Raw genomic sequence first — 13085 nt, forward strand, 5'->3', positions numbered from 1 at the left:
CGAGCGGCGACCGACTGCATCCGCTCGCTGCTTCAGGATCAGTGCTCCCGCCGAATATGTTTGGTTTGGCATCTAATGGAGCGGGTCAACAACAACACCGTCCGGCTGAAGGTTTGGAAGGGCAACGTCATCGTGGCCGGCCGCAAGGGCCCGAACAGGCTTCCGCCTCCACGCCTTCAGGGAGATTTCGGTGTACGACCAGCGCGACGTGCAGGGCTTCGTCAAGCTGTACACGCTGCGACTGCTCCCGGGCGCCCCGGCCCATCGCACGTAGCGGAAACGGAAAGCGCCCGCCCCCGGGGGGCGGGGCGCTGTTCCGTATGGGTTTTCTGGATCAAACGAAGGTGAAGTCCGACGCGGTCAGGCCTAGGTCGGCCACGGTGACCACACCGCCCAGGTGGACGAATTCATGCGCGTTGTTGTCGGCGGTGACATAGGCCAGAGTTGCGACTCTGTCGGTGTAGCTGCTTTGGTAGACAATGATGTCGCCGGCGTGCTCGCCGGAGATCGCACTCGCGGCTTCAGAAGCAGAGTTGAAAGATTCGCCAGTGATTACCACGACGTGTTCGCCGTTCGCACCTGAGGCCGCACCACTGTAGAAGCTGCTCACCGGGTAGCCGGACTGTATGCTGGCGTTGTTGACGAAGTTCGCGCCAAAACCGTCATTGTAGAGGCCCACCGCATCGAAGGCGAACTTGTCCTCCGCCGGGTTGAAATCGGTGATAGTGGTAATGTCCGACTTCGACCCGACAACCCCAGGCACCGGATTGTGGAACTGGAACACGAACGTGTCACTGTCGGTGCCCCCGGTCAACGTGTCCTGGCCGTCACCCACGTAGAGGACATCCTGGCCGGGACCGCCGCTGAGCCTGTCATTGTCCTCACCGGAGACGCGCGGGTTGAAGCGGCCGTTGTCGCCGGAGAGATCGTCCCAGCCATCTCCGCCGAAGATGCGGTCGTTACCCTTGCCGCCGATGAGTCGGTCACTGTCCGGGCCACCCGAGATCTCGTCGTTGCCGCCACGACCGTCAATCCAGTCACCGCCCTGGAAACCCTCCATCCAATCGTCAAGCTCGGTGCCGATGAGTGTTTCGGCACCCGGGCCACCCTCGATAATCTTTGCCATCGAAAATACTCCTAATGATGCACCCTGCCTGACGCGTTCATATTGCTCATCGGATAATTAGAGAAATCGATTGCTTGGATAGACACACATTTACGAAATGGATGCATTCACGTTCACTTCGCCCTTCTGCTGAGCAGTTGCGGGCTCGCTGGCGGCGGGGACGCTGGTCGCCCAAGCAATCGATGAAGATTCGACACTCAAACCGGGACTAGGACGAACTTCGTAACGGGGCCGTCCTGGTTGGGCCCCAAACGTCTCTCTGTTTGCTCGACGCCGGCATACCCGCACCGTGAGCGCTGGACGAGGACAAGTTCCGCTGGCGGAGAACGGCGTGATCGGCTTGCCGCGCCGAAACTGATGGCGCTCGTCGAAGGCATGGACTGGACACGCGTTCGAGCCGAACGGCGACGGCGTCCGGCCGGAAGGCGGTGGCGAAGTGACTCAGGCGCAAAAGGCGGGCTTCAGGCCGTGCACAATAAGCTTCTGTCGGCGTCATGATGAGAAGCGCTTCGGCCCGTCCCCACGAAATCGATACGCTCAAGGCGATGTTCGTCGCCATGGCGGCGGAGAAGGCCGAACTGCAACAACTCCGGAGCGAAACACTCAAGGCCGAGATCGTCCGGATGGCGACACTCAACGAGCGTGCCCAGGAGAGGATCGCCAACCTTCATGGGATCGTCAAGCAGCTGGAGCGCGCCGCTTCGGTCGCAGCTCCGAGAAGCTCGAACGTGCCTAGCAGGCCTTCGCCTTCGAAATCCAGACCGGGCTCGGCGCGATTGAGTCCGAGCTCGAGGCCGCAAGACCGACAGGCGGGCCGCGACGTGCTGCGCGACCGCGCAAGGCGTTCCCGGCGCATCTGGAGCGGGTCGAGATCGTCATCCAGCCCGAGCCATGGGGGAAGAAGCGCTCCCGCAGCCAATCGTCCAGTCCGTCAAACGCGGTCGGCCGCACAGGCTTGCGAAACGGAACAGTCCCGCCCTCGCTTAGATACCGAGGCACCGTGTTGCGAGCGCACCCGAATTCGTTCGCCCGTCGGTTCCCCAGCCAAGCTCATGCAGCGGCAGCATCGCTGCCACCTCTTCAGGCTGAAGGATCTGCTCTCCCTGCATCGTTCTCGACAATGCAGGAATCGCCCAATCCCAATCGCCATCCATGCCTCCTCTCATAACCGAGGGGTCGTCGGCCGACAACTGAGACGTCCGGTGCTCTTAGGCGGGGTAATCATACGAGATGCCTCCTGCAACATCATTTCCCGCATCCATAGGCTTGCCGGATCATTATTGTGAAGCGCAGGCCATTGGACGGCCTCCGTGAATGCGGCAGGAAGTGGCGGCGGAAGTTCGACAATCCGCAGGGGTGTTAATTTTGCGAAATGCTGCGCCAGCCGTAAGGGCATTGTCCCGATGCGGTTGGTGCCTGATAGAAGGGGCGGGATCATGCTAAAGCCCTGTACGACGACCTCGATACGTCTCTCGAAACCGTTCTCGAGCAAATACCATTCCTCGATGGAGGGCTGCCGGGTGTCCCCGAATTTAAGCACAACCTGCCCCATCGACAAGTATCGGTCGAATGTAAGTGGCTCTGACAGCTGCTTGTTCGTGCCGCAGCCTACGCATACGAGCATATCTTCGAACAGGGCTGCGCGAGGATGTTTCGACATGAACACTTCCGGCATAATCAGAAAATCAACGTCGCCGCGCCGGAGAAGCTCCTCGGGGTCGTCGGAAATAAGCAGACATTCGAAGCGGACGGCGGGAGCTTCCCGCGCAGCACGCTTTACGATCTTCTTAAAAAATACGAGCGTGAGGTAATCGGAAAGGATGATGCGGAAGCGACGATCCGATCGGGCCGGGTTAAAGGCGTCCCAGGAAATAATCGACAGCTGGATGTGCAGCAATGCGTCCCGGACTGCTGTGGCGAGCCCCTCCGCGCGCGGTGTCAAAATGAGTTCGCGGCCGTTCATCGTAAATAGCTCATCGCTGAAATAGGCGCGTAACCGACCGACGGCGGCGCTCATGGCCGGCTGACTCAGGTTAATACTGCGGGCCGCGGCGGTGACTTTACGCTCCCTGATCAAAGCGTCCAGCACAACCAGGAGATTTAGATCGAGTCCCTTAAAACGCATGTATTGACCTATCCGACGCGTGGATGGGTATCGCCCAAAGAATCAATTTTACGAATGGTGAGTAGCGTCAACGCATCAGCCGACGACGAAATAGAGCAACCGATAGGAAGAACGGCAAAACCGTGTATATGCAAAGCGCGCCGATATGCAGGCCCATGCTGCCGGCCGGACGGCCAAGCATCGCCGGACGAATGAGGTCAATTGCATGTGCGAGCGGCAACAAGGAGGCGACGTCCTGAAAAGCGCCGGGCAATTGGTTGACCGGAAACATCGCGCCGCAAAGGAACAGCATGGGTGTTACAACAAGCGTATTATAAAATATGAAATATTCATAACTGGGCGCAAGCGCCGTGACGACCATCGCTAGACTCGCGAAGGCGAGGCCACTGAGAGCGATGACTGGCAGCAAGCAGAGGATGGATGGCCACGATGTGTAGCCGAGCGTGGTGGCAACAATAGTGATTGCTGTGCCCGCCATCAGGGCCTTGGTGGCTGCCCACGCCAATTCGCCGAGTAAGATATCGCCGAGCGTCAGCTGAGTGCATAGCATTCCTTCCCAGGTGCGCTGGTTGTCCATGCGGCCGAAACTCCCGTAAACCGTTTCAGCGGTCGCCGATGCCATCGCGCTTGTGGCAACCATGCCAGCCGCGAGAAACGCAATGTACGAAGTGCCCTCAACAGGACCTATCATTGTTCCGATGCCAAAGCCGAGACCGAACAGATAGATCATCGGATCGGCGAGGTTGCCGAGAACCGATGCAAGCCCGATTTTCTTCCATCCAAGATAGTTGCGGCGCCAAACCGCGACCCAATTCCACGCATTGGCGGGCATGGCCGCCGCATAACGTTCGCCCATTGTTCAGTCCTCCATCTCGCGCCCGGTTAGCCGCAAGAACACATCCTCGAGATTGGGGGGACGCTGCAGAAGGCGCAGACCCGCGCGCCCGCGTAGCTGCACCAGCACCTGCTCCGGATCGGGTGCATAGCAAAAAAGCGTCTCACCGCTCACCTCGATGCGCTGTGCGTACGGCCGGATCAGCGCACCCAGTTCATGCGGATTGCCGCCGTAGACCTCGACCACGTCACAGCCGATCTGCTCGTCAATGAGTGCGGACGGGCGGCCTTCGGCGATCTTGCGCCCCTCCTCCATAACGCACAGCCGATCGCACAGCCGCTCGGCCTCTTCCATGAAATGGGTAGTCAAAAGAATAGTCTTGCCCCGCGCCAGCAGCGATCGCAGCCGTTCCCAGATCAGGTGGCGGGCCTGCGGATCGAGGCCGGTGGTCGGCTCGTCCATCACCAGCAAGTGCGGGTCATTGATCAGCGCACGCGCGAGCGTCAGGCGCCGCTTCATGCCGCCGGACAGTTCGGCGACGCGCGCATCCGCTTTGTTCTCGAGGCGGGCGAACTCAAGCAGCGATGGTATGACCGCTTCGATCTGGCGTCTGCTCATCCGGAAGTAGCGCCCGAACACCAACAGGTTCTCGCGCACAGTGAACGCGGTATCAAGATTGTCGAACTGCGGGACCACGCCGATGCGCATACGTGCCAAACGGGCGCGCGCCGGCACTGGAGCGCCGAGCACAGTAATCTTCCCCGCATCAGGCGATGTCATGCCGAGGACCATACGCGCAATCGTGCTTTTGCCCGCACCGTTCGGTCCCAAGAGCCCGAAGCATTCCCCCGCCGCAACGCGGAACGACAGTCTGTCGACAACGAGCTTGTCATAAGTTTTGCTTACCTCAGTAAGATCGATCGCTACCGTGGACATGGGTTCATTTTACCTAGAGGGTCGCCTCGACCGGCGGTTGCTCGGTTGCCTGCCGGACCTGAAACTGTGACTCGTCTTCGCCATCCCAGCCGTCGATAAAGAACTGATCGACATCACAAGGATTTAGCCCCTGTTCCGCCAAAGCGGCGACAATTGCGTCGAGATTATCGATGGTTTGGTAACGCGGATTGTTGTGCCGCTTTTCCTGCTCAACGCAGAAGACGAGCCGTCCATCCTCGACAAGGGCGATCGCCCCATCATGGGTCAGCTTGGTACCACAGATGCGCATAGTGTCTCCACGTTAACGGCGATAGATTCGATTCATCAGGAAGCGGAAAGCGGGTTCCGGAAACGGACGAGCAAGCAGTCTTCGTTGACCGACTCGCCCCGACACTCAAGACGCTCTACCTCGATCAACGTTTCGTTCAGCATGGCGATGACCGGCTCAGCACCAGCGGCGTGACCCCAGCGACGGCAATTAGCATCCCTTGCCGATCCGAAGATCAGATGCCCGCCTGGCGCAAGCACCCGCACCAGGTTTTTGACGGCCGCGCGCATCTCGGCTATGTCTTCGAGGTAGTATAGGACCTCCGCCACAACGATCAGGTCAAACAACTCGTCGGTCGAAAACTGTTGAACATCGGAGACTATCCAGTTGATGCGCGACGGCTCCTTTATCCGTTGACGTGCTCGAGCAATCGCTTGCGCCACGACATCGATGACGGTGAGCCCTTGGCAGTAGGGAGCTAGCTTTTCCGTGAATGCGCCGGCAGCGCACCCGACTTCGAGGGCATTTGTAATGGAGCCTTGGGCAAGCGCCAGCTGGAGCATTTGCGTGTGGCGCTCCCGCTCGAACGGATTGCCGTCGAGGCGCCACGGATCGTCTGCGGCCAATTCCCGATCGAGCAACTGATGATTCATGTTCTGGGTCAAACTCGTCCACCTCTCGTCCACCTAGGTAATTAGCGATCACTCGTCGCCGCAGATGTTGCTCGACAGCGCTGATCCCGAAGAATCCGCGCAAGATTGAGCCTGCGAAGCGGAGCCGCATGCGGTGAGAATTCTGCCCTGCTTGATCCAGTGATCGGAGTTTGGGTGGGGGCCTGTTTTCCCCCAGTGTTCGATGTAGCGACAGCAGAGCTTCGCGACAGCCAATCGCTATTGCTCAATGTACACAGCGCGTAGGCCTTCAAGGGAAGTAAGAGAAAGATGTTGATGAACGTGTGCAGGGAAAAGCCCAGAAATCGAAACTGTCGAGCACGAAATGCTACCACGCAGCATCGGAGCATGGTCATGGACACAATCATCAGTCCTGTCCACCAAGGCACAGTGCCTGTCAGTGCGAAATGTGCGAGGCCCGTTAGTACCGATAGGGCGAGGAGTAGCGGCCCGAGATTCTGTCCGACCACGTCCAACGTGAGATAGCTATTGAGGCCGGGCAGCAAGCGCAGCCCAAGCAGCGTGTCCCGGAATGTGCTTCGTGCCCAACGGAGTTGTTGGCGCAGATACGGTCCGAGTCTGTTCGGAACGACTGTGGCCGCGATGGCGCCCGGAACGTACTCGGTTCGAAAGCCTGCTTTCAGCATGAGGATAGTGAGATGGCGATCCTCCCCGAAGTCGCTTGGCTTGCCCCGAAAAAATTGCGACTCGTACTGGTCCAGTAACAAAAGGAGCGCAGACCGGCGGTACATGGCACATGGGCCGCAACAGCACATAACGGCACCGAAGCGAGCCTGTGCCGCGCGCTCCTCGTTGCAAGCCAGCCAGTACTCCATGTCTATCAGCCTTGTCAGCCAGCTCTCGCTCCGGTTACTGGCAATCAACTGACCCATGACTGCGCCGACCGCTGGATCTCGCATCTTCGGTACAAGCTTGGTGATGACGTCGGACGCGAGTATCGTGTCTGAATCAACGTTAAGCACCAAATCCCCGGATGAGCGGCGTATCGCGGCGATCTGCGCCTTGCGCTTTCCAACATTCTCGGGAAGCAAAATGATGTCGAACCTAGGGTCGCGCGCGTAGGTTTCGTGGACAGTTCCTACGGCTTCGCGATTTCCAGAACCGTCATCAACCACATAGACCCGAAGTCTTCCGGCGTATTCTTGGTCTGCAATGGACGCCAGGCACTCTGAAAGCGTGCGCGGATCCTCGTTGAAGCAGGGGACGATGACATCCACGCTGGGCAGTTGATCGGAGCCGACGAGATCCTCCAACGCCGATGAGTCGTTTGTCGGCAGAGCATAAATCCCCTGCATGCTCTTATAAGCAGTCGAGAGCAGTGCATAAAGCGAAATGGCCACAGTGCTGGTTGTACCAAGAAGAGTCATGGGATCTCGTTTGTTCAGTGATGTTGAGGAAGTGAGCGGATTACAAATCCGCGCTCATGAAGTGCTGGAATCAGCCGGGACAGCGCCGTGACCGTCTGGTCGCGCAGACCGGCGTGAGCGCCCTGGCTCAACTCGCCGGGAGGGCATCCGTCGTGCAAGAGTACGATTGCGCCCGGCCGGACAGAGGCGAGCACGGTATCGATAATCGCGTCGACCCCAGGGCGAGACCAATCTCGAGGGTCGACGGACCAATGGAGGGCCGTCAGCCCGGCGATCTGTGACGCTGTGAAGACTTCTTCGCTCCAGGCCCCGTAGGGCGCGCGAATATAGCGCACCGAGGCCTGAGGGCACGCCCTCATGATGGCGCCGTTCGCTTCAAAGATCTCACGTTGCACTTCGCCGAAGCCGCATTTGTACAGATCCGGATGAGTCATCGTGTGGTTGCCTAGCTCGTGCCCTTCTGCAAACATTCGTTGGATTAGATCCGGGTGCTCTAAGGCGTAGGCGCCGATGACGAAGAAAGTCGCCGGCACCCGCTGCTCTGCCAGCACATCCAGAATCTCCGGTGTGAAAAGTGGATTGGGACCGTCGTCAAACGTCAGATAAACGCTGCGACGGCCGGTGCCGTCAGAGCACTCACGGCGCACTTCGTACAAGCAATCGGGACGGCTCATAGCTCTGGTCCGTTCCGATCGATCATCGTGCCCGTGGGCCATTCGCTGATCGGCCGTCCAACTGGCAGAACAATGGTGAGTGCGTCATCAATGCGTGTGGGCGGCAGGTCGAGGCGCGCCTCTGGTCGGGTGGAGCGCACGCGAATTCCCGACAAGACGGCCAAAGGGCTGTATCGCCGCCCGAACCTCTCAACATGATTCCGCAGCGCGTGCCGGACGGTTCCGAAAGCGAATGGAACGCCAAGCTCCTGCAGTATTGGAAGCACGACATGGATTGAATGGGCGATTCCGAGACTCTCAAGATCCGGACGTACCCCGTACAGGCCCAGCTCAGCCACCAACAGATCGACCGCGTCAACCTTGATGAAACGGCGCAGTATGCCCATGTGAGCCGCTACACCGTTCGAATCATAGGCGATTGCGCGGAGTTCAGGCCTGGCGCCGGCCCAGCTTCGACTACCTTCGAACGGTTCTGCGTTGGACGCCCCAGTCGGCCCGTAGGTATTACGAAAGAACTGGGCGAGCTCGACGTGGTCCGAGAGCTGCAACTCGTTTTCCCAGCACAATTTCCACTGCACCTGAGGGCGCATTCAGGACCTCTCTTCAAAATAGTTTCTTGCGGGCCGCATTACCCGGCCAAAGCGGCGGCGTTGTTGGCTGCACTCAACCGTTGTCGTTAGCGAAGGTGAGCCAGCCGGTGGGGCTCGCCAATGAGCTCTCTCGATGTTCCCGCCCGTCGCGGCGCCGTCGATTTGAGCTTGACGTCGGTCATTTACGTTCCTCTAATGCATGGTTCGTAAATTCGTAAAATTGATTGTTTAGATGATGCCCATCCACACGCTGGATAGATCAGGATATGCGGTTTAAGGGGCTGGATCTGAATCTCCTCGTTGTGCTGGACGCTCTGATCAGGGAGCGTAAAGTCACTGCCGCGGCCAACAGTATTAACCTGAGCCAGCCGGCCATGAGCGCCGCCGTCGCTCGGTTACGCGCCTACTTCAGCAATGAGCTATTTACGATGAACGGCCGCGAGCTCATTTTGACACCGCGCGCGGAGGGGCTTGCCCCAGCAGTCCGGGACGCATTGCTGCACATCCAGCTATCGATTATTTCCTCCGACGCCTTTAACCCAGCCCAATCGGATCGTCTCTTCCGAATCATGCTTTCCGATTACCTCACGCTCGTGCTTTTTAAGAGGATCGTAGAGCGTACTGCGCGGGAAGCTCCCGCCGTCCGCTTCGAATGTCTGCCTATTTGCGACGACCCCGAGGAGCTTCTCCGGCGCGGCGACGTTGATTTTCTGATTATGCCGGAAGTGTTCATGTCGAAACATCCTCGCGCAGCCCTGTTCGAAGATATGCTCGTATGCGTAGGCTGCGGCACGAACAAGCAGCTGTCAGAGCCACTTACATTCGAGCGATACTTGTCGATGGGGCATGTCGTGCTCAAATTCAGGCACACCCGGCAGCCCACCATGGAGGAGTGGTATTTGCTCGAGCACGGTTTCGAGAGACGCATCGAGGTCGTCGTACAGGGCTTTAGCCTGATCGCGCCCGTCCTATCAGGCACCAACCGCATCGGGACCATGCCCTTACGGCTGGCGCAGCATTTCGCAACAACAACACCCCTGCGGATTGTCGGACTTCCGCCGCCACTTCCTCATCCCGCATTCACGGAGGCCGTCCAATGGCCCGCGCTTCACAATACTGATCCGGCAAGCCTGTGGATGCGGGAAATGATGTTGCAGGAGGCATCTCGCCTGGCGCCTTTGCTTGAAAGCTATTGAGCGTCTCGGGCTTCCTGGAGGCGGTCGCGATCGCGTAGGAGCGGTTGCCATTCGGGCGCCAGGCCTTTGGCCCGGCAGAGCGGCGCAGTTCCTTGCTGAGTACGAGGGCCAGGAACGAGCAGAACACATGCCCGGGTTGGTGCTGAGTTGACTGCCGCCTCCGATTTCGCGTGCGAAGTCCCAGAAGATGTCTAGCCCCACTCAAATGCCAACTTTGCCGGCCTTGCCGCGGCTTTTCACGCGCGGCCAGGCGAGGAGATGCCGGTCGACGAGGTCAATCCCAATGGACTGTGCCGGCCTCGCTCGGCTACTGGCGTGAGGCATCCTTGACGACACCGCCCTGCACCGACAACGTCGAGATGTTGGCAATGAAGCCGGTCGCGATTGACGCTGCGGATGTAGGCAATTTACCTCGCGCTTCGGGCTGAACGCGCGGCCGATCCGTTCACCCAATCGGCGCTTCATCCTGGGCCGCGGCTGAGGCCTGTGGGGTGCGGCTACCCCGCGTGGATGGGATAATCAATCAACTTTCTCTCATTCATGAAAGGAAACTCCCCGCTTACGATAGAAGCCATCAGTTTCATATATTTTCCGGCAGATGGATGTCGAACGGCAGAAATGTCTGTCCTGGTGTTTCAGCAGTGCCGGTCTCGATAGCCCGCGTCATCAGCGTTATCAGCTCCTGGGAAAGCCGGCGCATTGGCGTGGCGACCGCCATCGTGATGATGTTATCAGCGAGTGCCGCCCGAGATTCCGGCGTGATTTCATTCACGATCGCGACGAGATCGCGACTTTTACCCTCTTCCCGGACCGCGGAGATGGCGCCCTCCATGCCGCCCCCGGCGACATAGAAGCCGACGAGCTCGGGTTCCCGCTGCATGAGATCAAGCGTTGCCTCGTAGGTGACCTGCCGTTTCTCCAGGTTCACAAGCGGATCGAGCACCTCGAACGTCGGCGCGTTCTCACGGCAATAGGAGCGAAAGCCGACGTCACGGAGCTCGTGCCCCTGGAAACGATGGCTACCGACAAACACCGCCACCTTGCCGGGCCGTTTTGCGACCTTGGACACCATCCAAGCGGCCGTGCGCCCCACCTTGCGGTTGTTGAGGCCGATATAGCCCTGTCGCACGCCGGCGGCGAAGTCGGAAAGCAGCGAGAAAACCGGAATGCCTTTGGCCTTGAGGTCCTCAACCGCTGCTGTAATTTTTGGGTGGTCCGGTGCCACCATCGCGATCGCATGGCAGCGTGCGCCCAAATCCTTGAGCGGTGCGATTAGGTCGCTCGGCATATGTGACGCGGCGAATTGGATGAGCGGAATGCCGTGGAAGGACTGGGCCAAATTGACCGACGCTTCGACCTCGCGCGCAAAGTCTTGGTAGAAATGCTGGGCCGGTTTTCTCAAGATGAAGCCCAGACGGTAGCACGGTAGGTCTCGCCGCAAGCGCTGCTTGATGAGCCCGGCAGCATGATAGCCGATCGCGTGGGCGGCGTCGTGGACCCGCCGCGCGGTCTCCTCGCGCACCGGATGGCGGGCGTTCAGAACCCGATCGACCGTTGCTACGCTGACTCGGGCTTCGCGGGCGAGATCGGTAATTGTGGGGCGCTTGGTCATGGGTCCTATTCTGATTGGTTTTTGACGCAGGCTGGCTCTCTGTCACCTAGCGCGATTCGACAATGCTTTCGGGTGGGCAAAGTGGAGACGCCCGCATACTGAATGATCGACAGCGTATTGGACTACTCCAGACGTAGACCGGCCGGGTATAACGGAAGGTTCATTCGCTTAGGGCGGCGATGATTTGCACTCACACATTTAGCGCTTCTGATACATGGTCCGTGAGGCGCCGTTTAGAGCCTGCGAGTCGATCGTTCAGGTCATGTGACCAGCTTGGCGAAACCGGTCGCGGTGCGTCGCCCTTACTCGGCGGAGGATAGCCGGTTTGATGCCTCGGCAAGCTGATGACCGCAGAAGGCGGCTTTCATCTGCGCTTGGTCCAATTCTCCTTCCCAGCGGGCGACGACGAGGGATGCCACTGCGTTACCAACGCAATTCGTCAACGCCCGGCATTCGGACATGAAGCGGTCGATGCCGAGTATCAGGGCCATCCCAGCAACGGGAACACTCGGAACTACGGCGAGCGTAGCAGCCAGGGTGATGAAGCCCGCACCTGTCACACCTGCAGCGCCCTTGGAGGAAAGCATCGCAACGAGCAGCAGCAGAACCTGATCGCCGATTGACAGATCCGTGTTCGTCGCCTGCGCGATGAAGAGGGCCGCCAGGGTCATGTAGATATTCGTGCCGTCCAGATTGAACGAATATCCGGCCGGGATGACGAGACCCACAACCGAACGCCTGGCGCCCGCCTTCTCCATCTTCTGCATGAGCGAGGGGAGCGCGGCCTCCGAGGAGGACGTTGCGAGGACAAGCAGCAGCTCTTCCTTGATGTAGCGAATGAGAGAACAGATCGAAAAGCCGTTGTAGCGGCAGACCGCGCCGAGAACCCCGAACACGAAAAGAAAGGCGGTGAAATAGAACGTCGCGACCAGCATCGCGAGGTTGACGACCGAACCGATGCCATATCTGCCGATGGTGAAGGCCATTGCGCCGAAGGCGCCGATCGGCGCGGCTTTCATGAGAATGCCGACGAGCTTGAAGACAGGCGCGATGAGCGCCTGTAGGAAGGAAACGACAGGCTTGCCCGTCTCTCCGGCCATCGCGAGCGCCATGCCGAACAGAACCGAGAAGAACAGCACCTGCAGGATGTCGCCTTCCGCGAAGGCACCGACAATCGTTGGCGGGATGATGTTCATCAGGAAGCCGGTGACCGACTGCTCGTGGGCCTTTGCGGCAAAGGTATTCACGGCCTGGACATCGAGCGAGGCCGGATCGATGTTGAGGCCGGCGCCAGGCTGGACGACATTGGCGACGATCAGGCCGACGATCAGCGCGAGCGTCGAGAAGGTGAGGAAATAGACCATTGCCTTGCCGGCGACCCGGCCGACCTTGTGAAGATCGTTCATGCCGGCAATGCCGGTCGCAATTGTCAGGAAGATGACAGGCGCGATGATCATCTTGACCAGCTTGATGAAGGCATCACCCAGCGGCTTCAGGCTCTCGCCGGTCCCCGGATAGAAATAGCCAATTGCGACGCCGAGGGCGATGGCGGCAAGCACCTGCGCGTAAAGCTTGGCATAGAAGGGTTTGCGGGGCGCGGGACTCGCGCCGCGGACTTGTGCAGCTGACACCGTTTCTCTCTCCCTGACCGGATCGAGGTGGCG

Annotated in this window: 11 protein-coding genes and 2 pseudogenes; 1 reads left to right on the forward strand and 12 read right to left on the reverse strand. The window is 59.4% G+C overall.

The features are described 5' to 3' along the window. Positions 1 to 334: 334 nt before the first annotated feature. From NKI59_RS16530 to NKI59_RS16575, 10 genes and pseudogenes are all read right to left on the reverse strand, one after another. Positions 335 to 1126 (reverse strand): calcium-binding protein, encoded by a 792-nt coding sequence (locus tag NKI59_RS16530; RefSeq protein ID WP_352483785.1) that lies wholly within the window; start codon positions 1124 to 1126, stop codon positions 335 to 337. 891 nt (positions 1127 to 2017) lie between these two features. Next, a pseudogene (locus NKI59_RS16535) lies at positions 2018 to 2280 on the reverse strand (hypothetical protein); the annotation flags it as partial. Between the two features lie 8 nt (positions 2281 to 2288). Then, positions 2289 to 3251, reverse strand: a complete 963-nt coding sequence (locus NKI59_RS16540) for a LysR family transcriptional regulator (protein ID WP_352483784.1) — start codon at positions 3249 to 3251, stop codon at positions 2289 to 2291. A gap of 67 nt (positions 3252 to 3318) precedes the next feature. Further along, complete coding sequence (locus tag NKI59_RS16545) at positions 3319 to 4107, reverse strand: ABC transporter permease (RefSeq protein WP_352483783.1); 789 nt, start codon at positions 4105 to 4107, stop codon at positions 3319 to 3321. Positions 4108 to 4110: 3 nt separating this feature from the next. Next, positions 4111 to 5022 carry a nodulation factor ABC transporter ATP-binding protein NodI gene (nodI, locus tag NKI59_RS16550; protein WP_352457037.1) on the reverse strand — a complete coding sequence of 304 codons (912 nt, stop codon included), beginning with the start codon at positions 5020 to 5022 and terminating at the stop codon, positions 4111 to 4113. 55 nt (positions 5023 to 5077) lie between these two features. Further along, positions 5078 to 5311: pseudogene (locus NKI59_RS16555) on the reverse strand (carbamoyltransferase N-terminal domain-containing protein); the annotation flags it as partial. A gap of 35 nt (positions 5312 to 5346) precedes the next feature. Then, a complete protein-coding gene (gene nodS / locus NKI59_RS16560; RefSeq protein WP_352450799.1) occupies positions 5347 to 5943 on the reverse strand; it encodes a nodulation methyltransferase NodS in 597 nt (198 codons plus the stop codon). A gap of 41 nt (positions 5944 to 5984) precedes the next feature. Continuing rightward, a complete protein-coding gene (gene nodC / locus NKI59_RS16565) occupies positions 5985 to 7349 on the reverse strand; it encodes a chitooligosaccharide synthase NodC (protein ID WP_352483782.1) in 1365 nt (454 codons plus the stop codon). 14 nt (positions 7350 to 7363) lie between these two features. Then, positions 7364 to 8023: a chitooligosaccharide deacetylase NodB gene (gene nodB / locus NKI59_RS16570; RefSeq protein WP_352457035.1), complete on the reverse strand. Its 660-nt coding sequence runs from the start codon at positions 8021 to 8023 to the stop codon at positions 7364 to 7366. Continuing rightward, positions 8020 to 8613: a NodA family N-acyltransferase gene (locus tag NKI59_RS16575; RefSeq protein ID WP_352483781.1), complete on the reverse strand. Its 594-nt coding sequence runs from the start codon at positions 8611 to 8613 to the stop codon at positions 8020 to 8022. Before NKI59_RS16575 ends, nodB begins: the two co-directional genes overlap by 4 nt. A gap of 266 nt (positions 8614 to 8879) precedes the next feature. On the opposite strand from NKI59_RS16575, the gene NKI59_RS16580 reads away from it, so the two are divergent. After that, positions 8880 to 9809 (forward strand): LysR family transcriptional regulator, encoded by a 930-nt coding sequence (locus NKI59_RS16580; RefSeq protein ID WP_352450743.1) that lies wholly within the window; start codon positions 8880 to 8882, stop codon positions 9807 to 9809. A 580-nt stretch (positions 9810 to 10389) separates the two neighbouring features. Here the strand turns inward: NKI59_RS16580 and NKI59_RS16585 are convergent. Next, positions 10390 to 11421, reverse strand: a complete 1032-nt coding sequence (locus NKI59_RS16585) for a LacI family DNA-binding transcriptional regulator (RefSeq protein WP_352705408.1) — start codon at positions 11419 to 11421, stop codon at positions 10390 to 10392. A gap of 302 nt (positions 11422 to 11723) precedes the next feature. Next, positions 11724 to 13052 carry a dicarboxylate/amino acid:cation symporter gene (locus NKI59_RS16590; RefSeq protein WP_352705410.1) on the reverse strand — a complete coding sequence of 443 codons (1329 nt, stop codon included), beginning with the start codon at positions 13050 to 13052 and terminating at the stop codon, positions 11724 to 11726. Positions 13053 to 13085: the final 33 nt, after the last annotated feature.

Source organism: Mesorhizobium sp. M0598 (assembly GCF_040320865.1).
Taxonomy (GTDB): domain Bacteria; phylum Pseudomonadota; class Alphaproteobacteria; order Rhizobiales; family Rhizobiaceae; genus Mesorhizobium.

Coding starts and splice junctions, on each gene's coding strand:
- NKI59_RS16530 (WP_352483785.1), bottom strand. CDS start 1,126: ATGGCAAAGATTATCGAGGGTGGCCCGGGTGCCGAAACACTCATCGGC.
- NKI59_RS16585 (WP_352705408.1), bottom strand. CDS start 11,421: ATGACCAAGCGCCCCACAATTACCGATCTCGCCCGCGAAGCCCGAGTC.
- nodI (WP_352457037.1), bottom strand. CDS start 5,022: ATGTCCACGGTAGCGATCGATCTTACTGAGGTAAGCAAAACTTATGAC.
- nodC (WP_352483782.1), bottom strand. CDS start 7,349: ATGACTCTTCTTGGTACAACCAGCACTGTGGCCATTTCGCTTTATGCA.
- NKI59_RS16575 (WP_352483781.1), bottom strand. CDS start 8,613: ATGCGCCCTCAGGTGCAGTGGAAATTGTGCTGGGAAAACGAGTTGCAG.
- NKI59_RS16545 (WP_352483783.1), bottom strand. CDS start 4,107: ATGGGCGAACGTTATGCGGCGGCCATGCCCGCCAATGCGTGGAATTGG.
- NKI59_RS16580 (WP_352450743.1), top strand. CDS start 8,880: ATGCGGTTTAAGGGGCTGGATCTGAATCTCCTCGTTGTGCTGGACGCT.
- NKI59_RS16540 (WP_352483784.1), bottom strand. CDS start 3,251: ATGCGTTTTAAGGGACTCGATCTAAATCTCCTGGTTGTGCTGGACGCT.
- nodB (WP_352457035.1), bottom strand. CDS start 8,023: ATGAGCCGTCCCGATTGCTTGTACGAAGTGCGCCGTGAGTGCTCTGAC.
- nodS (WP_352450799.1), bottom strand. CDS start 5,943: ATGAATCATCAGTTGCTCGATCGGGAATTGGCCGCAGACGATCCGTGG.